This is a genomic window from Paraburkholderia sp. GAS32, from assembly GCF_050434225.1.
GTDB lineage: Bacteria > Pseudomonadota > Gammaproteobacteria > Burkholderiales > Burkholderiaceae > Paraburkholderia > Paraburkholderia madseniana.
This window is the reverse complement of record NZ_JBNPVS010000004.1, coordinates 41332-62127: the sequence shown is the minus strand read 5'-3', so window position 1 is coordinate 62127 and position 20796 is coordinate 41332. Positions and strand designations below refer to the sequence as shown.

Genomic DNA, 20796 nt, shown 5'->3' with positions numbered 1-20796 from the left:
TAGTGAGGGGTGCAACATGCGAGCCATTCAGGTCGAGTTCAACTACGACGTCACTTGTCCGTGGCGTTCCGCAGAGCAAAGGAACGCAGCATGAGATCGCTTGAGAAACCCCGCGCGGTCGTGATCGGCGGTTCGCTCGGTGGGCTGCTCGCGGCCACCACCTTGCGGGCGGCCGGCTGGCAGGTCGACGTGTTCGAAACATCGCCAAACGAGCTGGAAAGCCGCGGCGGCGGCGTCGTGCTTCAGCCGGATGTGCTGGATGCGCTCCATTTTGCCCGCGTTCCATTGCCGAACCCGCCTGGCGTGGCGTCGGGCGAGCGCATCTATCTGGACCGCGAAGACAACATCGTCGAACGACTGCACATGCCGCAGATGCAGACGTCATGGAGCCTGCTGTATCGCGCCATGAAAAATGCGCTACCTGCGGCGGCCGTGCACGCAGGCGAGACCTTTGTCGACTTCCGCATGGAAGGCGAGCAGATCGTCGCGCAGTTCGAGAGCGGCCGCAGCGAGCAGGCGGATTTGCTGATCGGCGCCGACGGCATACGTTCCACCCTCAGGCAGCGCCTGCTGCCCGATATCCTGCCAGCCTACGCGGGCTACGTGGCATGGCGCGGACTCGTCGACGAACCCGATCTGCCGCGGCGCGCAGCGGACATGCTGCGTGACCGGTTCACGTTTCAGGACGGCGGTGGGCACTCCGCTCTCGCCTATCTGATTCCGGGCGAGGGCGATTCGACCGCAGTCGGAGCGCGCCGCTGGAACTGGGTGTGGTACCGCAAATACAGCCGCGAAAAACTCGACGAGCTACTGGTCGACCGCCACGGCGTTGCGCGCGCGTTCTCCTTGCCGCCGGGCACGACCAAAAGCGCGGACATCGCACAACTGCGCGACGACGCACGCGCGCTGCTCGCGCCGACCTTTCGCGCCCTCGCCGACGCGACCGATGATCCGTTCATGCAACCCATCGTCGACCTGCGCTCGCCGAAGATGGTGTTCGGCCGGGCGATCCTGCTCGGCGACGCCGCATCCGTTCCGCGTCCACACACGGCGGGCAGCACCGCGAAGGCCGCGGCCAATGCCCATTCTTTGGCGCTTGCGTTGTCATCGACATGGCACAGCGGCGCAACGATCGACACCGCCCTCAAACGTTGGGAGAACCAACAGTTGCAACGCGGCAGGCTGATGACCGATCTGGGTATTTCGCTGGGCAACCGGTTAATGAACATCGCCCGCTGATATCCGGATTTTCCAGTTCTTCTACTTCAAGGAGTTGTCATGTCAACCCAGGCATCCACCACGGCGGGCGGCACAGGCCACGTCAAAATGACGCGTAGTCTGATCGCGTTGTTCGCGTTCTGTTGCGGCGCTATCGTCGCGAACCTGTACTACGCACAACCGATCACCGAACTGATCGCACCGGACATTCACATGTCCGGCAATACAGCCAGCATGATCGTTTCACTCACGCAGATCGGCTACGCATTCGGCCTGTTCTTTCTGGTGCCGCTCGGCGACCTGCTGGAGAACCGCAAGCTGATGATCACCACCGCGCTAGTCTCGATCGTGAGTCTCGGTGCCGCGGCTTTCGCTCATCAACCCGGCTGGTTCCTCGCGATCTCGCTGCTGGTTGGATTCAGCTCAGTGGCCGTACAGATTCTGATCCCGCTCGCCGCGCATCTCGCGCCGGACGAGTCGCGCGGCAAGGTGGTCGGCACCATCATGAGCGGCCTCTTGCTCGGCATTCTGCTGTCTCGTCCGATCTCGAGCCTGGTGGCCGGGCACTTCGGCTGGCGCGCGGTGTTCGGTTCCGCGGCGGTGCTGATGGCGATCGTCACCACCGTGCTGGCGCTGACTATTCCGCCGCGCCAACCGGACCACAAGGCCACCTACTTCGAACTGATCGGCTCGCTCGACCACCTGGTCCGCACGATGCCGGTTCTGCGTCACCGCTCGTTCTACCAGGGGCTGATGTTCGCTTCGTTCAGTCTCTTCTGGACCGCGATCCCGGTGGAGTTGACGCGGCATTACGGACTCTCGCAAACCGCGATCGCCGTCTTCGCGCTGGTCGGTGCGATCGGCGCAACCTCGGCGCCGGTGGCCGGACATCTGGCCGATGCGGGTCACACAGTGCGCGCGACGCTGATAGCACTCGTGGTGGGCGCCCTTGCTTACATGCCCGCACTGATCCATCCGGCGTGGGGTGTGTTCGGACTCGTCGCGACCGGCATCATCCTCGATTTCGCCGTGCAGATGAACATGGTGCTCGGCCAACGCGAAATCTATGCGTTGCATGCGGCGAGCAGAAACCGCTTGAACGCGCTGTATATGACCAGCATCTTCGTCGGCGGTGCTTTCGGTTCGGCGCTCGCCAGCCCGCTCTACGAACACGGTGGCTGGCCGCTGGTCGCCGGCGCAGCCACGGCCTTCCCGCTCATCGCACTGGCGCACTACCTCGCGATCGGCCGTCCGCACGCCGCCAGCATCGCTTGACTGCCTCTTTCCGCAGACAACCGGACGGCGCGCGGTGCGCGCGTGGTCCGGTTAACAAGATTTCAGCCTAGCTTCAGGAAATTCCGCGACGTTGGCGATACGCTGATCAACATCAGTCACGCTATCTGAGTGACGCACAGCTTAACGCTTGTGCATTCTTTGAATCAGAATTTCTCCGACAGGTGCATGAATGACTCGCAAGTCTAGATTGCTGACGTTAGGCGGCGTGGTCATCGTGGCCGCGCTGATCGTCGTCGCATTGCTGGTTTGGAAACCCGCCATCGCACCGATCAGCCCGCCGGCGGCATCGTCGTTCGACGCGCAGACAAAGCTCGCCGGCGCGCGCGTCGTGGCGCTCGGCGACTGTATCGTGTGTCACACCGCGAAGGGCGGCAAACCGTTCGCGGGGGGCCTGCCGCTCGCCACCCCGTTCGGCACCATCTACGCGACCAATCTCACGCCCGATGTCGAAACCGGCATCGGCAGCTGGTCGCTCGAAGCATTCACGCGAGCAGTGCGCCACGGCGTCTCGCGCGACGGTCACCTGCTCTATCCCGCGTTTCCTTATATTCACTTCACGCGCATGTCCGATGGCGACATTTCAGCCGCCTACGCGTACCTGATGACGCGCGAGCCGGTCAACGCGAGTGCGCCTGCCAACGACCTGATCTTCCCGTTGAACTTCCGGCCTTTGCTGGCCTTCTGGAACATCTTGTTCCTGCACCCCGGCGAACGGGCCGCGGATGTTTCGAAAGATGCCGAGTGGAATCGCGGCAAGCTGCTGGTGGACGGCCTCGGTCACTGTGCCTCGTGCCATTCGCCGCTCAACGCGATTGGCGGTGAAAAGCTGGGACATGCATTCGACGGCGGCATCGTCGACGGCTGGGAAGCTCCCCCGCTGAATGCACTCAGCGCGGCGCCGAAGCCCTGGACCCAGGAACAGCTCGTCACGTATCTGCGCAGCGGCCGCGCCAGCGAACACGGCGCCGCGGCCGGCCCGATGCTGCCCGTCACGCGTGACCTCGCTACGGTACCCGAAGAGGACGTGCAGGCGATTGCCACTTACATCCTGTCGATTCAGAAAGCGCGCCCGGCCGTCATGGATGCCGCTGCCGAGGGCGTCGATCACGCCGATGCGTCGCCTGCGGCGCAACGCGGCGCGACCCTGTTCGGCGCATCGTGCGCGCAGTGCCACGGCCCCGCCGCGCCGATGCAATCGATCGGCGAGCGCCCCACGCTGGCGTTCAGCACCGCCGTCAACGCAACAACACCCCGCAACGCCGCCCAGATGATTCTCAGCGGCAATGGCTGGCACGGCGAGGACAGCATGAACTACATGCCGTCCTTTAGCGAAATCTACAGTGACCAGCAGATCGCCGACCTGGTGTCCTATATCCGCGCGACCTATTCGCAGCGCGGAGAGTGGAAGGACGTCGAGGACACGGTGGTCAAAGTCAGAAAGGAGAATAACGCGCGATGATCAACCTTACCGTCAATGGCGTGCAGCACGCGCTGGATATCGATCCGTCGACGCCACTGCTTTACGCACTGCGCAACGACCTGCACCTGCACGGCGCCAAGTTCGGCTGCGGTCTCGGACAATGCGGCGCGTGCACGGTGATTGTGGGCGACAAGGCCGCATTTTCCTGCCTGATTCCCGTGTCGTCGATCGGCAGCCGCCCCGTGCGCACGATCGAGAGTCTCGGCACCGCCGAGCATCCCGGTCCGCTGCAGAAGTCGTTCATCGAACATCAAGCCGCGCAGTGCGGCTATTGCATCGCCGGCATGATCATGCGCGCTCAGGCGCTGCTCGAGCGCAATCCGCGGCCGACCGAGAATGAGCTGCGCGAACACATGGAGCCGAATCTTTGCCGTTGCGGTACCCACATGCGCATCCTCGCCGCGATCCGCGAAGTCGCGCACCTGCCCGCACCCGACGCTACGCCCGCCCCGCCTCAAGGCGCGGTGACCCATGGAGGCACGCAATGAGCGTCAAAGAAGACGATATCAACGAGGGACGCCGCCGCTTCATGATGTCCGGCGCGCTCGTGGTGAGCTTCAGTCTGTTCCCCGGCATCAAGGCCATGGCGCAGGAGGTGATCGCGGACGAAGGTGCTGCGGTACACGTGGCCAAAGCGACCGAAACGCTCGCGGGCAGCCTGAAGACCAATCCGTTTCTCGATGCATGGATCAAGATCGATCCCGCAGGCAAGGTGACTGTCTACACCGGCAAGGTGGAATTAGGCACCGGCGTGCGCACTGCGCTGCTGCAAATCGCAGCCGAAGAGCTGAACATGGCACCCTCGCTGATCACGTTCTTGACCGCCGATACGGGCGCCTCGCCGGACGAGGGACTCACGGCGGGCAGCCACACCATCGTCGACAGCGGCAGCGCCTTGCTGAACGCCTCCGCCCAGGTGCGCGGCCTGCTCGTCGATGCGGCGGCCAAACACTTCGGCGTCGAGAGCGGCGTGCTGCAAGTTCAGGACGCGGTCATCAAGGCACCCGACGGCCGCACGATGACGTACGGTCAGGCGGTCGGCGCGGTGGATCTCCATCGCATGGCAACGCCGGTGTCGCCGTTGAAAGACCCAGCCAGGTTCGTGACGATCGGCACATCATTGCCGCGCCTGGATATCCCGGGCAAGGTGACGGGCGGCCCGAGCTATGTGCAGGACATGTCGATGCCGGGCATGCTGCATGCGCGGGTGGTGCTGCCGCCGGTTTATGCTGCGAAGCTGCTGCAAACCAATACGCCCGAGATTCTGAAAATGCCGGGCGTCGTCAAGGTGATCAGGGACGGCAGCATGCTGGCCGTGGTCGCCAAAGGCGAATGGCAGGCGGTGCAGGCGCAACGCGCGCTGGCCGCGGGAAGTCAGTGGAGCGCCGGACGCACGTTGCCCGACCCGGCTACCGTACACCGCGATCTGAAAACGATTTCCACGCAACACATCGAGATCGCGAACACGCACAATGCAGCCGGCGCGCCCGTCAAAACGCTGAGCGCGAAGTACACCAAGCACTACATGCTGCACGGTTCGATCGGGCCATCCTGCTCGGTCGCGCATTTCAAGGACGGCACCATGACGGTCTGGACGCACTCGCAAGGCGTCTATCCGCTGCGCGATGCGCTCGCGGAAATGCTGTCGCTGCCGAAAGAGAATGTGCGCTGCGTTCACGTCGAAGGATCGGGCTGCTATGGGCACAACGGCGCGGACGACGTAGCCACGCACGCCGCCTTGATCGCCCGCGAGATGGCAGGCCAGCCGGTTCGCGTGCAATGGATGCGCGAACAGGAGCATACCTGGGATCACTTCACACCCGCCATGGTCACCGAAGTGAGCGCATCGCTCGACGCGAGTGGCAGCATCGTCAACTGGGATTACGCGCTGTGGAGCAGCTCGCACAACGAGCGGATCGTGAACGCGGGGCGGCTTCTTCCCGCGCAAATGCTGGAAAAACCCTTCGTGCCGGCGCCGTCGGTGCCGATGGTGCAACCCGAAGGCGGCGGCGACCGCAACGCGATTCCGCTGTACGCGTTCCCCAACATGCACGTGATGAACAACTTCTCGCCGACCATGCCGTTGCAAACGTCGGCGATGCGCTCGCTCGGCGCACATATGAACGTCTTCACGATTGAGACGTTCATGGACGAGTTGGCCGCCGCGGCCGGCGCCGACCCCGTCGCGTTCCGGCTCAAGCATATGCAGGATCCGCGCGCGCGCGACGTGATCCGGCTCGCGGCCGAAAAATTCGGCTGGCCGCGCGCGCCGCGCAAGGCCAATCACGGCGTCGGCTTTGCGTTCGGCAAGTACAAGAACCTGATGTCGTATGTGGCGATGGCCGTGGAGATATCCGTGGTGCCCGAGACGGGCCAGGTGATTCTCGAACACGCCGAAGTAGCGGTGGACGCGGGGCAGATCGTCAGCCCCGACGGCATCCGCAACCAGATCGAAGGCGGCCTGATTCAATCCACCAGTTGGACACTTTATGAACAATTGCAATTCGACACAGCGAGAATCCGCAGCTTCGACTGGAGCAGCTACCCGATCCTGCGGTATTCCGCCGTGCCGCGCGGTTTGAACGTGCATCTGATCAATCGGCCGGGCTTGCCGTTTCTCGGGGCTGCAGAAGCGTCGATGGGTCCGACCGCCGGCGCGCTCGGCAACGCGTTGTTCGATGCAACCGGAAAGCGCTTGCGCGACATGCCCCTGGGTGGCGATAACCTGCGCCGTCTGATTGACGTATAAAGAATCCGCACGGCGCAGCTTGCACAAGGTGGAGCTGCGTCGCGGATATCAGTAACGTTTCTACAAGGAACACGCCAGTGATCATCGATCTATCGGGCAAAACCGCCATTGTCAGCGCATCCGCGGCCGGCATCGGCCTCGCGATCGCCACAGGGATCGCGGCGGCAGGCGCGACCACCATTGTCAATGGACGCAAACAGGAAGCGGTGGACCGCGCCATCGACACGATTCTTAAGACTGTTCCCACGCCAAAGCTACGCGGGTTCGCCGGCGACCTCAGTACGCCCGAGGGCTGCGACGCGCTGGCGAAAGCCGTCCCGCAAGCGGACATCCTCGTGAACAATCTGGGCGTGTATGGCCCCGGCGACGTTTTCACCACCACCGACGACGACTGGGCGCGCTATTTCCAGGTCAACGTGATGTCAGGCGTAAGGCTGACGCGTGGCTACCTCAAGGGCATGATGGAACGCAAGTGGGGGCGCGTGGTGTTCATCTCGTCGGAGTCGGCACTGAACATTCCCCCCGACATGCTCGCGTACGGTTTCTCGAAGACCGCGCAATTGAGCATCGCGCGTGGCATCGCCAAACAGGCCGCCGGCACGGGCGTGACGGTGAACGCCGTGCTGCCGGGTCCCACTTTGTCGGACGGCTTTCGGGCGATGGTGGAAGAGACGGCGAAGGCGCAAGGCAAAACGGCCGAACAGGTCGGCATCGATTTCGTGCGCGCGCATCGCCGCAGTTCGATCATCCAGCGGCCGGCAAGCACGGAAGAAATCGCGAACATGGTCGTGTATGTGTGCTCGCAGCAGGCTTCGGCAACCACAGGCGCGGCCTTGCGGGTGGACGGCGGCGTGGTGGATACGATTGCGTGAGCGGATGACGGGCACACACTATCGGGCGCATCTGCCCCGCGATGCAGGAGAATGTCCGTCCGTCAGTTTTCGCCACGGTCGGACCGGGCAACACAGAAGGGACTCAATCGAAACACGATGAATAGCAAGAAAAATATGGCCACGGTACTCGCGGCGGTCCTGTTCACGGGTCAAGGTTTTGCACAGGGACTCGCTAACAACGCCACACAGAATGCCTCCGATGCGGGTAAGGGGCCGCCCGTCGCACAGCAAGGCAGTGGCCCCTCGGCGACGCGCACCAGCAGGCATCACATGTTGCATGACAATGCAAAGAAAAGCAGCAGTCCCACAGCAAAACCCAAGCCACAACTTAAGCCGGACTATGCGTGTCAAGATCTGCACGTCAAACCGATGAATTGCCCAACCCGATAGCGAGACGCGCCATCTTCCTGTTCGAACGGCCTGGCTTGCCGTCAGCCGGATTGGCAGAAGTCGTTAGTAGAAGCCCTTCTCCCCTTCCGGCCTGGTCTTGAAACGCTTGTGCACCCAGTAGTACTGCTCTGGAATATGCGGAATTTCTGCCTCGATCCACTCGTTCATGCGGCGCGCGTCCGTATAGTCATCGCCGCTCGCAAAAATACGTGAATCACGCAACCGATTGGAAATTTGCCAAACACGATCTCGTCTTGTGAATGCGCGCTATCTTTTTCTGAAGACCTTCGAAAGGCGCATCTGTGCCACCACCGCCCTCCCACTCAGTGCGACAATTGAGCCTATCAAACCGTGCGCAGTCCAGGACAGGCGCAATCAGGCAACTACCGCGGGAATCTTCGATGAAGCTGTCATTTGAGGTATTGGAAGCACTCGACGCAATCGATCGCACCGGCACGTTCGCGGAGGCGGCCGAACTTCTGCATCGTGTGCCGTCGTCGCTGAGCTATCTGGTGCAGAAGCTCGAAAGCGACCTCGAAGTCAACCTGTTCGATCGGAGCGGCCGGCGTGCGAAATTCACACACGCTGGACGCGTGGTGGTCGAGGAAGGCAGGCGTCTGCTGCAGGGCGCCGAAGAACTCGAGCTCAAGGCCAAACGCGTGCAACACGGCTGGGAAGCGGACCTGCGCATCTGCATCGACGAAATCCTGCCTTTCGACGCAATCTGGCCGCACGTCCATGCGTTTTACGACATGAACATGGAGACTCGCCTGCGCCTGTCCCGGGAAGTGTTGGGCGGCACGTGGGATGCATTGATTACGCGGCGTGCCGACCTCGTGGTTGGCGCCGCGGGCGATCCACCCAACTTGCCCAATCTCGTCACCCGCCCGATCGGCTCGATGCGCCATATTTTCGTGGTAGCGCCCACTCATCCGCTCGCGGAGCTTCCCGAACCGCTGACCATGGAAACCGTCGCACGCCATCGCGGCGCGGTCATCGGCGATACCTCGCGCGAATTGATGCCGCGCACCGTCGGTGCTGCCGCTACGCAAAATTGTCTGACGCTGCCCACGCTCGCCGGCAAACTCGCCGCGCAACTCGAAGGGCTCGCAGTCGGCACCATTCCCGAGTGCCTCGCGACAGCGCCTATTGCACGCGGCGAGCTCGTCGCCAAGCAGGTCTTCGGCATGCGGGATGTGACGCACTTTTATATGGCTTGGCGCGAAGATGAAACCGGGCAGGCGATGCGCTGGTGGATCGATCGACTCGACGCACCCGATCTCGTGGAGCGGTTCGTCAGCAACCAGTACGTATGACGGCGGCCGGTGCGTGTCAGGCGCCGATACAGGCCGGCCGGCAATCCTTGTTGTCGACGGCGGCGATTTTTACCTCCAGTTCGGCCAGCAAGGCGCGGCCGTCCTGAACATCCGGATCAGCCGGGTACTTGCTCAGGCGAGCCAGCGCTCGCGCCAGCAAGTCGCGCGCCTCGCCCAAACGGTCCTGCTCGATCCAGAGCCGCGCGAGACTACTCGCGGCACGCACCGCGAGAACAGCCGCGCTCTGCTGGCGTGCCGACTCCAGCGCGGTCGTGAACCACGCTGCGGCATCCGCGTCCCTTTGCAAGGCGCGCATCACGTCACCTTTCGCACGGCACAGCTCGGCGTAATACCACCGCTCCCCTGTCTCCTTGCAATGCTGCAAAGCTTCGTCGATCGCGGCCAGCGCTTCTGTGTACTGTTCCGCACGCATCAGCGCGCGGGCGAACTGACATAGCAGCATCGTCAGTTGCGCCAGAAAGTCGATGTCACGAAGTTCGTCCAGCGCGCCGCGAAATTGCGCCAGCCTGTGCGGATGCTCGCCGGACAGCGAAAACAGATACTCGTCATAGCACGCACAGCAGGTGTGCCAGATCGACAGCGACACGCGCGACGCAATGCCCTTCAGCATCGCAAGTCCGCGTTCTGCCGCCGCGCGCTCGCCCACGAGCAGCGCAAGCGGCACAAAAACGTCGCCGAGCACATAGCAGGTCACGAGTTCGAAATCGTGTTGAACGGCAGCCTCCAGCGCCTCTCCGGCAAGCCGCATGGCCCCTGCCGTGTCCCCCAGCGCCCACGTCACGCGCGCGAACAGCGCCCGCGCGACAATGGCCTGGTTGAACCTGAAGCCGATCGTGTTCCACCGATGATCCGAGGGTACCCAGGCGCTCAACATCTCTTCGAGCTTCTGGCGAGCCATGCGCTGCTCGCCGACGTAATGCAGCGCGGCGCCTTCCATGCGGCGGCCGATCAGACTGTGTGTCGCGTCTGTGAACTGACCGGCCAGCGCTTCGAAGCGCCGCGCCACGACCAGCGCCTGACGCGCCTCCCCGCCCGCCTGATACGAGTGCCGTAGTCCGCACAACGCGCGCGATTCAAAGCCGGCATGGTCCACAGCAACAGCAAGCGTCAACACTTCGGACCATGCTTCCATCGTCTCCATAGTCGGACCCTGCGTATAGACAAGCGCAGCCGCCCAGCTCGTCGTCAGCCTCAAGCGCGCTTCGGGCGGAAAGTTTGAAGGGTCTGTATCACGCGCGGCATCGAGCGCGGCGCGCGCGCGGCTACGGCATTCGTCGACCAGCGAAAGATCGAACAGATACGGCACGACAATCGAGGCAAGCTCGATGCCGACCACGTGATCGCCCGTGGCCGAAAAAGCCCAGTCGAGCGCGGCTCGCACATTGCCGATTTCACGCGTGAAATCCGCCAGACCGTCTTGCAGCGACGTCACCGCCAGATCGTCGCGCACGCGTTTGAAGCGCTCGCAGAATGACTTTGCGTGAGCGAGCGCGGCGGCGCCACGCTCGCCGTTGTCGTCGAGTCGCTGCAGCGCATAGGCGCGTGTCGTTTCCAGCAGACGATACCTCGGTGAAGCGCTGCCGTCGGCTCGAATCACCAGCGACTTCGACACGAGGCCGCTCAGCGCATTCAGAACTTCCGTCTGCGTGAAGCCAAGTTGCGCACCGACGTAGTTGGCCGAATCGAACGTGAACGCATCGACGAACATGCCGAGCCAGCGCAAGATGACACGTTCGCTATTGTCGAGCAGACGGTAGCTCCAGTCGAGTGTCGCCTTCAACGTCTGATGGCGCGGCAACGCCGTCCTGTAACCTCCCGACAGTATCCGCAAGCAGTCGTCGAGCCGCGCCGCCAGCACTTCAATGCCGAGGACCGCAGCACGCGCCGCCGCCAGTTCGATGGCGAGCGGAATGCCGTCCAGATGCCGGCAGACCTCTCCAATCAGAAAAATGCTGCGTTCGTCGGACGAAAATTGCGGATCGGCAGCGCGGGCGCGCGCGAGAAACAGCTGAACCGCACTCGTCTGCAACACATCATCGCTTGGGTTTTCAGGGCTGGGCACGTCGAGCGACAGAACCGGATAGACGACTTCGTCACGCGAGCGCAGCGCTTCGCGACTCGTCGCCAACACCCGCATACCTTCGCCGGCTGCCGCCAGCGCCTCCGCCATGGTGGCAGCGGCTTCGATTACGTGCTCGCAATTGTCCAGCACGATCAACAGGCGCTTGCCCCTCATCTCATGCGCGATCTGCGCAAGCGAAAGGCCGGACGAAGAAATCTTCATGCCGAGCGCCATTGCAAGTGCGTCCAGCGCAAAACGTGAGTCCGACACCGGCGCAAGCGACACGAACGCCACACCGTCGGGAAAGCGCGGCAACATCTGTCTCGCCGCTTCGATAACGAGGCGCGTCTTACCGATGCCGCCCGATCCGACGAGCGTCACGATTTGCGCAGGTTCGATGGCGGCCAGCACCTCCGCGACGGCGCATTGCCGCCCCACCAGCGCCGACACATGGAGAGGAAGATTGTGCGTGTTTAAGCGGTGCGCATCTGGCCGGTGTATCGCGAGGGCGTCCGCGCTCACCTTCGCGATCTCAGCGCCCGCCGCCATCTTCACGCCGGTCATACGGTAACCGCGGCCTGGCACCGTCACAATACGGTCGCGATCAGCGCCCAGCGCCTTGCGTATCGCCGTAATATGCACCTGGAGGTTGTTTTCTTCTACGATCGTGTCGGGCCAGACGTGCCGCATGATCTCATCCTTGGAGACCAGCGCCCCGTTGGCGGCAATCAGCAATTCAAGGACGTCGAAGGCGCGGCTGCCGAGACGCACTGATTCGCCATGCGAGCGTATTTCACGATGCTCGAGCGAAATGTGAAGTTGTCCAATTTGAATCATCGCAAGCTCGCGAATCCAGAAAAGTGAATCGATTGAGCGACAGCGTTGCGTATGTCTCGATAGTCTGTTCCTGGGTAGTCAGGTCCGGACGGACGCGTGGGCAACCGGAACCCGAAAAGTTTCGTGAGGAAGTCTATCTCGATAATCAGATTAGGGAAATACTACGGCAGTTCGAGTCCGCAAATAGCACAAATTTTTGATCGATCAAATCAAATTTCTTGACCCTTCGGTCATACAGGACGACCTGCGTGTTTCACTGACCGAAACTGGCTTGCATGCCGGCGTGCGGTGGGCTTCGCGATCGCCTACTGCGCCTTGTTCAATACCCTCTGCTTGCTGCTAGCCGCGGATCGCCCGCTAGTCTTTCCATTGCGCGCCCAGAATCAGTCCGCAGAAATTCACGCGGCAGTATTCAGGATCGATCCGCTCGAGCACGTCCGCGCTGACCGTCCCGAACGTCGATGCCGGCCGATGCGCGATGCCGCGCCCGATTGCGTCGATGATCCCTTCCTTGAACCCGCTGTCCCGCGGATACGCCTGCAGTATTTCGTCACGCTGTGTTTGCGTGCAGGCATTCAGGTTCTCCGCAAGCAGGTCCGTACGCACCGCCTCGGAAAGTCCCCGTGCAAGCGGCGACATATGCACCGGAATACCGGGCGTCATGTGCAGCGCAATCGCGTGCCAAACATCGTTCATCTCAGCAGCCGAGGCGCCGTAACGCCGCAGAAATTCCCGCGCTGCATTGGCGCTATCCACTTCATAGCGCAGTTGCGAATGACCGAATGCCGAACTCAGACCGACGCCGGCGAACATCGCGGCGACGTATAGCGTACCCGGATCGCACGCGAGCCCTTCGCGTTCGAGCGTCAGCGACGCAAACACGAACACACGCGCCGCATGACCGACCAGCACGTCCGGCAGGCACGCCAGCGCAGCGTCCGCAGCCGCCACAGCCATTGGACTTCGCGGGATCGGGACGCCCGCGACGATGTCAGGCGAAGTTGCACAACTAGGCGTCATGGCGCGGGCTCAGCGGAGTAGACCTGAATTGTTATTGGAACGGCTTATGCACGCCGGCTCGCCGGCGTTCGCGTAAACCATGAAACACGGTAGCGTCCCGCGCCGCCGATTACGATCGTGCCGAACAGGATCAACAGCATCCATGTTGAGACCGATGCCGTATCACGACTTGGGAAGCAGATTAGAGTGAGGGCGCACTAAAAGTCCTGACGACCACCTTAAATATTCTTAAACGTAGCCGCGGAGACTGCGTGAGAGAGCGCAAGACTGCGACGCTGGTTGTCAATGCTTGAGGGAACGACGCCTTTAGCAGGATTTATGACGCGCTCAGGACTTTTAAGGTATCCGTGCGCGATCATCGCCTCACCGATGTCCGCAATCTTGAGGGAACCTGCTATGTCTTACGATCCGTTTTCGCCCAACGCCTATGGGGTCGCGGCCGCAGGATCGAGAAGCCGAGGCACCCAGCCATGAAGACCACGTCCACATGGCGCCTGTTAGGGGCGATCTGCGCAACCCTCGTGGGCGTGGCGTTCTTCTTCACCATCATCGGTGTCTTCGGACTGCCAGCGTCGATCATCGCGCTCGCACTCTTCGTCGCGCTAGCCGTAGCGATCTCCCTGCGCCCCCAAACCGAACGGAAACAACCGTGAACCTCGATCCCGCCATCCTCGCGCGCGTCCAGTTCGCGTTCACCGTCAGCTTTCACATCATCTTTCCGACGATTTCCATCGGACTCGCTGCGTTTCTGGCCATCATGGAAGGCCTGTGGCTGAAGACCAAAGACCCGCTCTATCTGCAGATCTATCGTTTCTGGCTCGGCATCTTCGCGATGGGCTTCGGGGTCGGCGTGGTCACCGGGATCGTCCTCTCGTTCGAATTCGGCCTCAGCTTCGCCAGATTCGGACAGATGGCGGGCCCAGCCATCGGCCCGATGATCGGGCTGGAAGTGCTGACCTCTTTTTTCCTGGAAGCCGGGTTCCTTGGCATCATGCTGTTCGGCTTCAACCGGGTCGGACCGAAGCTTCACTTCCTCGCCACCTGCATGGTTGCGCTCGGCACGTTGCTGTCGGCATCGTGGATCCTCTCGGCCAACAGCTGGATGCAAACTCCTGACGGCGTGGTGGTCGAACACGGCCGGGTCGTGGTGACCGACTGGCTGAAGGTGATCGTCAACCCCTCCTGGCCGTATCGCCTGCCGCACATGCTGGTAGCGGCCTACATCACGGGCTCGTTCCTCGTTGCCGGCGTCGGCGCCTGGTATCTCCTGCGCGGCGAACATGAAGCGTTCGGACGCCGGACGGTCTCGATCGGGCTCACCTTCGCCACCATCCTGATCGGCTGCCAGGTCTTCGTCGGCGACATGCTGTACGGGAAAATGCTCGAGCATCAGCCGGCCAAGATGCAGGCTGCTGAAGGGTTCTGGGAAAAACAGTCGCAATCGCCCGCACCCTATTACTGGTTCATCGTCCCGGATCAGCAGAACCAACGCAATCGCTTCGCGCTCGGCACCCCTTACCTCGGAAGCATCTGGCTCACCCATAGCCTGAGCGGCCGGGTCGAAGGATTGAAGAACACGCCACGCGACCGCCAGCCGGTCATGGGTTGGGTCTTCTACGGCTTCCGCACGATGTACGGCCTTGCCATCATCATGTTCGGCGTATGTATTGCATCGCTGTGGCTGCGCTGGCAAGGCCGGCTCTTCACCACACGCTGGTTCCTGCGAACGCTCGTCGTGATGACGCCATCCGGCGTGATCGCGACGCTCGGCGGATGGTATCTCGCCGAGACGGGTCGCCAGCCTTGGGTGATCTACAACATCCTGCGCACGGCCGACGCCGTCTCGCCTGTCCCGGCAGGCGTACTGCTTTCGACGCTGATCGCGTTTGTCTGCATCTACGCGCTTTTCATGACGGCGTTCCTGATCTTCAGCTTGCGCATGATTCGGCGCGGTCCACAGGCGGCACAGTCCGAACCGGTGGCCACCGGCTCGCTCAAGCATGCGCTGAAGCCCGCGGTGATGAATGATCCTGCCGGCCGCAACCCGGCTCCAGTGGAGTAGCCCGTCATGATTCTGCCGCTGCTCTCCGCGCTGTTCACCGCCTTCGCGTTGTCGCTTTACGTCCTGCTGGACGGTTTCGATCTGGGTGTGGGCGCCTTGCTGCTCCTGCAATCCGATGAACGGCTGCGCGACCGCATGGTCGATTCGATCATGCCCACCTGGGACGGCAACGAAACCTGGCTAATCATGGCCGGTGTCGCGCTGCTCGCTGCCTTCCCCATTGCCTACGGTGTGTTGCTTCCGGCGTTCTATATTCCGCTGATCGTCATGTTGCTGGCGCTGGGACTACGCGGCGTCTCATTCGAGTTCCGCTACCAGATCGAGAAGGGGCGACGCTTCTGGGACGCGGCGTTCGGTGTCGGCTCGATCGTGGCCGCGCTCATGCAGGGGCTGATCGTCGGTGGGCTCATCCAGGGGGTGAGCGTCGTTGGTGACAGCTTCGGCGGCAGCGTCTTCGACGTTTTCCGGCCGTTCCCCGCGCTGACCGCGATCGCCGTGCTCGCCGGCTATATCGTCCTCGGCGCCGGCTGGCTCCATCTGAAAGCGACAGCGGCGCTGCGTGAATTCGCGGAGCGCTGCCTGCGTCTGGCGGTGCCGGGCTTCGTCTGTCTCGCCGCAGCAGCCTGTGCCGCCGCGGCGTGGGTTCAACCTGGCATTCGCGCGGCATGGGCCGCGCATACGATCGCCCTCGTGCTGATCACGGTGCTGTTTCTCGGTGTGACTGCCGCCCTCCTGCGGGCGATCGGCGGCCGTGCTGACGGACGCCCGTTCTTTCTGGCGCTGGCGCTGTTCGTACTGGGCGTAGCGGGCCTTGGTTTCGGTATTTTTCCGGACATCGTGCCCTTCCGTCTCACGCTCTGGGCCGCGGCATCGGCGACCCTCAGCCATGTCTTCCTCCTGATCGGTGCGGTGATTGTCACGCCGGTCGTACTCGCGTATTCTGCCTTCGCCTACCGCACGTTTCACGGCAAGACGCCCGAGGCGGGATGGGAAGCATGAGCCCGCGCATCCGGCGTCTGAGCTGGTTCGGCGGTCTCTATCTGGCGGCCGTCGCCACCCTGGTTCTCGTCACCGTGGTGATGCATGCCTTCTTGCGGCTCATTACGTGATCATCACCTGCAAATACAGATCGATCGGCTCCTGCCATGAGTGACACTGCACGGCCGACAGCGACGCCCGCTTCACCTCCGCCTGCACCGGCGCTCATGATGTCGCCGGTGCACACGCGCCTGCTGCTGATGGGCCTTGGCCTCGCCACCGGGATGGAGTTTTATACGTTCGACAGCATGAACCTGGTGCTGGCGGATCTGACCGGCACGTTGGGCGTGTCCGCGGACGAAGCGAGCTGGCTGCTGACCGTCTATAGCTGCGCGCTGTTTCTCGGCGTACCTGTCTCGATCTGGATGGCCGGGCACTACGGCTACAAGCGCTTCCTGCTCTCGACCATCGTCGTATTCGCGATCGCCTCGATGGGTTGCGCGATCTCTCCCGATCTCAGTTCGATGCTGATCTGGCGCGCCGTCCAGGGGCTGGCCGGGGCGGGCCTGGTCGTATGGTGGCGCGCGAGCATCTATGTGCTGATGCCCAAACCGCAGCGCAGCCCGTCGCTGATGAAGGCTTCCACGTTGCTCTATCTGTCGAGTGCGGCAGGGCTTCTGGTCAGCGGCTATATCACGGACCATTTCAACTGGCGCCTGATCTTCCTGCCCAATCTGCTCTATGCAGCCGCCGCGATATGGCTCCTGGCCCGCTACTTTCCGACACTCCCGCCGCCCGCCTCAGAGCGCGTGGTCAGCAGCGACTGGCTCGGCATTGTGCTGCTCGCGACGGCGCTGATCTCGCTTCAGATCATTCTCAATCGCGGCGAAATCGACGATTGGTTCGGATCGCTACATATTCGCGTGCTCGCCTTGACCGGCGGCGCGGCCCTGCTTCTGTTCGTCGTCTGGCAGGCAAGCCCTGCGAATCGAACGCCGCTTCTCTGGCTCGGTCTGCTGCGTGACCGTTACGTGTTGTCGTCCGCGTTGATCGGTGTCTTCACCGGCATGATCCTGTCAGGCAGCCTGTTCGTTCTACCCGAGTTTCTGCGCAATCTCTCGACCCATACCCATAGCGCGACGCAGACCGGGCAGATCATCTGCATCTATGCGTTGACCGCAGCCGCCATCCGGCCGCTTATGGTCGGTCTCATCGCGCGAATCGGCCAACGCAAGACGATCGTGCTTGCTCTCGTCATGCTGATCGCGTCGATGGTGCTGTTCAATCGTCTGCTGACGACGGACACGCCGGGCTATTACTATGTGGCTCCGCTGATTCTTTACGCCTGCTGCCTGTCCCCGTTGTTGCCGGCGGTGGGCAGCGGCACGGTGGCAAGAATCGAGCAGAACAAGCTGCTCGATGGCGTCTCCCTGTACATGACCTTCAGGCAGTTCGGCGCGTCGCTCGGGGTCGCGCTGCTGACCATTCTCATCGGGCATCGCGAGACGCTCCATTCATCGCGCCTGTTCGAGCACCTGCGCCACGACAATCCGGTGACGCGAGACTGGCTCTCGTCGGTGAGCGCAACGCTGGTCGCGCGCGGTGGCTATACCCCGTTCGAGAGCCAGCGCGCGGCGCTACACGTTCTCGCCGAAGCAGGCGCACGCCAGGCTGCCACGCTCGCGTACGCGGACGCGTTCGCCTTCATGGCGGTCGTCGGCGTGATCGCACTGTGCCTCGTCCCCATTATTCCGCCGACCCCGGTGGCCAAAAAATAAGCAACGCGGCCATGAAAACAGCGTCCCTTCCAACCCCAATCCATCCCCGCAGCCGGAGGCAGCGATGAGCGAAGCACCGCCGGTTCAAAAACCCGCCACCACACCGCCTGTCACCGCACCTGTTGCGCCTCCGCTGCCTGACAATCGACGCTGGCTGATCCTCGGTGTTCTCGCGCTGATCGTGCTGCTGGCGATCGCCGCGTATTTCCTCGTGCCGGACCTCTACGAGAAGCAGACGGACGACGCCTATATCGACGCGCATCTTGTCTCGGTCATCCCCAAGGTGCCGGCCTATGTGCAGACACTGCATGTCAACGACAACAGCAAGGTGACGGTCGGCGATCTCCTCGTCGAACTCGATCCGCGCGACTACGTCGTTCAGGTGGATCAGGCGCGCGCCAATGTCGCGGCAGCAGTTGGCAAGCTCGAAGAGGCGCGCAATCAGGTTGCGGTGGCCGACGCCAATATCGGCCAGCAAAAGGCCGAACTTGACGCTGCCCGCGCCAATGCCAAACTGGCCGTCGCCAATCTGGCGCGGCTGCAATCCGTCTCAGATGTGCGCGCCGTGTCATCGGAGCGCGTCGATGAGGGGAAGGCGGCCGCTGACGGGACGCGGGCTTCCGTGACGGCGGCCCAGGTCAAGGTCAACGCGTCTCAAGCGCAGGCGACGCTGGCGCGCTCTCAGGTCAAAACGGCCGAGGCCGCCGTCGCCCAGGCTCACGCCATGCTGGAGCAGGCAACGCTCAACCTCTCGTACACGAAAATCTACGCAACCGAGTCCGGCAGCGTGGCGAACAAGAGCGTCGAGCAGGGCAACTTTGTACAGCCCGGGCAAACGCTGTTGTCCGTCGTCCCGGACAAGCTCTATGTGACCGCGAACTACAAGGAGACGCAGTTGACTCACGTCCGACCGGGCCAGCAAGTCACTGTCCTCGTCGATGCATTTCCGGACCTGCGGCTTCGCGGTCACGTCGACAGCATTCAACGCGGAACCGGCTCGCACTTCGCGCTCCTGCCTCCGGAGAATGCAACGGGCAATTTCGTGAAAGTGGTGCAGCGGGTGCCGGTGAAAATCGAACTCGACAACCCTGGGGAAGCCCTTAAATTGATCTCGCCGGGCATGTCGGTCGAGACGGAAATTTTTGTCAGGGAGCGCCCGGCATGGCTTGGCTTCTGGAACTAGCGACAGCGCGGCCGGCGGGGCTTCCTCCTTACCGGCGGCGGCATGTCGCCGCCATCGTCGCGGCATGGGCGGCGCTCCTCGCGGGGTGCACCGTGGGTCCGGACTATGTGCCGCCGAAACTGGTCGTGCCGGCGAGTTTTACGGAACATACGGGCCCGGCGGCGAGCACCTCGCAAGGGTCGCCCACATCGAACGATGCGTGGTGGCAAGGCTTTGATGACGCGACGCTCAACTCGCTCATGGCCGACGCGTTGCACTCCGCTCCCGACCTGGCTGTTGCCGAAGCACGCATACGCGAAGCGCGTGCCTTGCGCGGTATCGCCGGAGCAGATCTATACCCAACCGCTGACGTCGGCGCCCAATACGATCGGACCCATGGCAGCGCCAATGTGCCGGTCGGCGTGCCGCCTGGCGGTCTCGGTCCGGGCGCCAACGGCAATCTATGGCAGACCGGCTTCGACGCATCGTGGGAAATCGACGTGTTCGGCGGCAAGCGGCGCGGCGTCGAGGCCGCTGACGCGTCGTATCAGGCGATCGTGGCGGACCGCGGGGATGTCGAGTTGACGTTGCTCGCCGAGGTCGCGCGCAACTACATCGAATTGCGTGGCGTGCAACGGCAACTCGCCGTCGCCCGCAGCAATCTGTCGATCCAGCAGGATTCGCTAGCGCTGACCCGCTCGCAATTCGATGCAGGGCTGGCCTCGCGTCTCGATGTGCTGCGTGCACAGGCGCAAGTCTCGGATACCGAAGCCGCCATTCCAACATTCGAGGCGAATGAACGCGCGTCCATTTATCGAATCGGTGCGCTGATCGGTCAACCGCCGGAACAACTGCTGGCCCAGTTGGATACCCCACAAGCGATTCCTTCGGCGATCGCGGACGTGCCGGTGGGTCTGCCCTCCGACCTTCTGCGCCGCCGTCCGGATATCCGCGCAGCCGAACGCAGAATTGCCGCCGCGAACGCCCGCATTGGCGTCGCTCAAGCCGATCTTTATCCGCACTTTTCGCTAACCGGGGTTGCGGGTCTGGAGAGCCTGAATGCGTCGACTTTTCTGACCGCGCCGAGCCGCTATTTCTCGATCGGACCGAGCATCAACTGGCTGATCTTCGATGCCGGCAAGGTTCGCTTTGAAATGCACGCTGAAGAAGCGCAAACCGATCAGGCCGCCGCCGCATACCAGCGGACGGTTCTCGGTGCGCTGCGGGATGTCGAGACCGCGCTCGTGTCTTATGCGCAATCACAAGTGCGGCATGAGAGGCTTACGGCCGAGGTCACCGCCGACCGGGAAGCCGTGACCATCGCAACGCGTCTTTATCGCCAAGGCCTCAATGACTTTCTCTCCGTGCTCGATGCCGAACGCTCGCTATACGCTGCCGACGACAAACTGGCGCAGAGCGAGCGTGACACGGCACTCGAACTCGTTACGCTTTACAAAGCGCTGGGCGGTGGTTGGCAGGCAGAAGGCGATGCTGCAAACAAGCAGGGAATATAGCAATGCTGCCGGATCAGAAC

16 protein-coding genes and 1 pseudogene are annotated in these 20796 nt (G+C 62.7%); 14 read left to right on the top strand and 3 right to left on the bottom strand.

Annotated elements, in window-relative coordinates:
* Positions 1–90 precede the first annotated feature (90 nt).
* From P3T25_RS06170 to P3T25_RS06140, 7 genes are all read left to right on the top strand, one after another.
* Positions 91–1239, top strand: coding sequence for an FAD binding domain-containing protein (locus tag P3T25_RS06170; RefSeq protein ID WP_408516531.1), 1149 nt, complete (start codon positions 91–93; stop codon positions 1237–1239).
* Between the two features lie 39 nt (positions 1240–1278).
* A complete protein-coding gene (locus P3T25_RS06165) occupies positions 1279–2493 on the top strand; it encodes an MFS transporter (protein WP_408516530.1) in 1215 nt (404 codons plus the stop codon).
* Positions 2494–2683: 190 nt separating this feature from the next.
* Entirely contained in the window at positions 2684–3973 is a 1290-nt protein-coding gene (locus tag P3T25_RS06160; protein ID WP_154558220.1) for a c-type cytochrome, read from the top strand.
* Entirely contained in the window at positions 3970–4482 is a 513-nt protein-coding gene (locus tag P3T25_RS06155; protein ID WP_408516529.1) for a (2Fe-2S)-binding protein, read from the top strand. Before P3T25_RS06160 ends, P3T25_RS06155 begins: the two co-directional genes overlap by 4 nt.
* On the top strand, positions 4479–6743 hold the full coding sequence (locus P3T25_RS06150; RefSeq protein ID WP_154558218.1) for a xanthine dehydrogenase family protein molybdopterin-binding subunit: 2265 nt from the start codon (positions 4479–4481) through the stop codon (positions 6741–6743). The genes P3T25_RS06155 and P3T25_RS06150 overlap by 4 nt, the downstream gene beginning before the upstream one ends.
* 77 nt (positions 6744–6820) lie before the next feature.
* Positions 6821–7615 carry an SDR family NAD(P)-dependent oxidoreductase gene (locus P3T25_RS06145; protein WP_429357709.1) on the top strand — a complete coding sequence of 265 codons (795 nt, stop codon included), beginning with the start codon at positions 6821–6823 and terminating at the stop codon, positions 7613–7615.
* 117 nt (positions 7616–7732) lie between these two features.
* Positions 7733–8026, top strand: coding sequence for a hypothetical protein (locus P3T25_RS06140; RefSeq protein WP_408516526.1), 294 nt, complete (start codon positions 7733–7735; stop codon positions 8024–8026).
* Positions 8027–8089: 63 nt separating this feature from the next.
* On the opposite strand, the pseudogene P3T25_RS06135 reads toward P3T25_RS06140, so the two are convergent.
* Positions 8090–8230: pseudogene (locus tag P3T25_RS06135) on the bottom strand (lipid A biosynthesis lauroyl acyltransferase); the annotation flags it as partial.
* Positions 8231–8427: 197 nt separating this feature from the next.
* Here P3T25_RS06135 and P3T25_RS06130 point away from each other — a divergent pair.
* Entirely contained in the window at positions 8428–9342 is a 915-nt protein-coding gene (locus tag P3T25_RS06130) for a LysR family transcriptional regulator (RefSeq protein ID WP_154558215.1), read from the top strand.
* A 16-nt stretch (positions 9343–9358) separates the two neighbouring features.
* Here P3T25_RS06130 and P3T25_RS06125 read toward each other — a convergent pair whose 3' ends face one another.
* On the bottom strand, positions 9359–12262 hold the full coding sequence (locus P3T25_RS06125; protein ID WP_408516525.1) for an ATP-binding protein: 2904 nt from the start codon (positions 12260–12262) through the stop codon (positions 9359–9361).
* A 357-nt stretch (positions 12263–12619) separates the two neighbouring features.
* Entirely contained in the window at positions 12620–13282 is a 663-nt protein-coding gene (locus tag P3T25_RS06120; RefSeq protein WP_429357708.1) for a phosphohydrolase, read from the bottom strand.
* Positions 13283–13752: 470 nt separating this feature from the next.
* On the opposite strand from P3T25_RS06120, the gene P3T25_RS06115 reads away from it, so the two are divergent.
* From P3T25_RS06115 to P3T25_RS06090, 6 genes are all read left to right on the top strand, one after another.
* A complete protein-coding gene (locus P3T25_RS06115; RefSeq protein ID WP_233464714.1) occupies positions 13753–13935 on the top strand; it encodes a hypothetical protein in 183 nt (60 codons plus the stop codon).
* Positions 13932–15344, top strand: coding sequence for a cytochrome ubiquinol oxidase subunit I (locus P3T25_RS06110; protein WP_233464713.1), 1413 nt, complete (start codon positions 13932–13934; stop codon positions 15342–15344). Before P3T25_RS06115 ends, P3T25_RS06110 begins: the two co-directional genes overlap by 4 nt.
* A gap of 6 nt (positions 15345–15350) precedes the next feature.
* Positions 15351–16343 carry a cytochrome d ubiquinol oxidase subunit II gene (gene cydB, locus P3T25_RS06105; RefSeq protein ID WP_154558211.1) on the top strand — a complete coding sequence of 331 codons (993 nt, stop codon included), beginning with the start codon at positions 15351–15353 and terminating at the stop codon, positions 16341–16343.
* A 146-nt stretch (positions 16344–16489) separates the two neighbouring features.
* Positions 16490–18100 carry an MFS transporter gene (locus P3T25_RS06100; protein WP_408516523.1) on the top strand — a complete coding sequence of 537 codons (1611 nt, stop codon included), beginning with the start codon at positions 16490–16492 and terminating at the stop codon, positions 18098–18100.
* 64 nt (positions 18101–18164) lie between these two features.
* On the top strand, positions 18165–19283 hold the full coding sequence (locus tag P3T25_RS06095) for an HlyD family secretion protein (RefSeq protein ID WP_408516522.1): 1119 nt from the start codon (positions 18165–18167) through the stop codon (positions 19281–19283).
* Positions 19262–20776: an efflux transporter outer membrane subunit gene (locus P3T25_RS06090; RefSeq protein WP_408516521.1), complete on the top strand. Its 1515-nt coding sequence runs from the start codon at positions 19262–19264 to the stop codon at positions 20774–20776. The genes P3T25_RS06095 and P3T25_RS06090 overlap by 22 nt, the downstream gene beginning before the upstream one ends.
* The last annotated feature ends 20 nt before the right edge of the window (positions 20777–20796 follow it).

Bases quoted from the DNA above. Each gene is read 5' to 3' on its own strand.
- P3T25_RS06170 (WP_408516531.1), top strand. From the start codon at position 91: ATGAGATCGCTTGAGAAACCCCGCGCGGTCGTGATCGGCGGTTCGCTC.
- P3T25_RS06165 (WP_408516530.1), top strand. From the start codon at position 1,279: ATGTCAACCCAGGCATCCACCACGGCGGGCGGCACAGGCCACGTCAAA.
- P3T25_RS06160 (WP_154558220.1), top strand. From the start codon at position 2,684: ATGACTCGCAAGTCTAGATTGCTGACGTTAGGCGGCGTGGTCATCGTG.
- P3T25_RS06155 (WP_408516529.1), top strand. From the start codon at position 3,970: ATGATCAACCTTACCGTCAATGGCGTGCAGCACGCGCTGGATATCGAT.
- P3T25_RS06150 (WP_154558218.1), top strand. From the start codon at position 4,479: ATGAGCGTCAAAGAAGACGATATCAACGAGGGACGCCGCCGCTTCATG.
- P3T25_RS06140 (WP_408516526.1), top strand. From the start codon at position 7,733: ATGAATAGCAAGAAAAATATGGCCACGGTACTCGCGGCGGTCCTGTTC.
- P3T25_RS06130 (WP_154558215.1), top strand. From the start codon at position 8,428: ATGAAGCTGTCATTTGAGGTATTGGAAGCACTCGACGCAATCGATCGC.
- P3T25_RS06125 (WP_408516525.1), bottom strand. From the start codon at position 12,262: ATGATTCAAATTGGACAACTTCACATTTCGCTCGAGCATCGTGAAATA.
- P3T25_RS06120 (WP_429357708.1), bottom strand. From the start codon at position 13,282: ATGACGCCTAGTTGTGCAACTTCGCCTGACATCGTCGCGGGCGTCCCG.
- P3T25_RS06115 (WP_233464714.1), top strand. From the start codon at position 13,753: ATGAAGACCACGTCCACATGGCGCCTGTTAGGGGCGATCTGCGCAACC.
- cydB (WP_154558211.1), top strand. From the start codon at position 15,351: ATGATTCTGCCGCTGCTCTCCGCGCTGTTCACCGCCTTCGCGTTGTCG.
- P3T25_RS06100 (WP_408516523.1), top strand. From the start codon at position 16,490: ATGAGTGACACTGCACGGCCGACAGCGACGCCCGCTTCACCTCCGCCT.
- P3T25_RS06095 (WP_408516522.1), top strand. From the start codon at position 18,165: ATGAGCGAAGCACCGCCGGTTCAAAAACCCGCCACCACACCGCCTGTC.
- P3T25_RS06090 (WP_408516521.1), top strand. From the start codon at position 19,262: ATGGCTTGGCTTCTGGAACTAGCGACAGCGCGGCCGGCGGGGCTTCCT.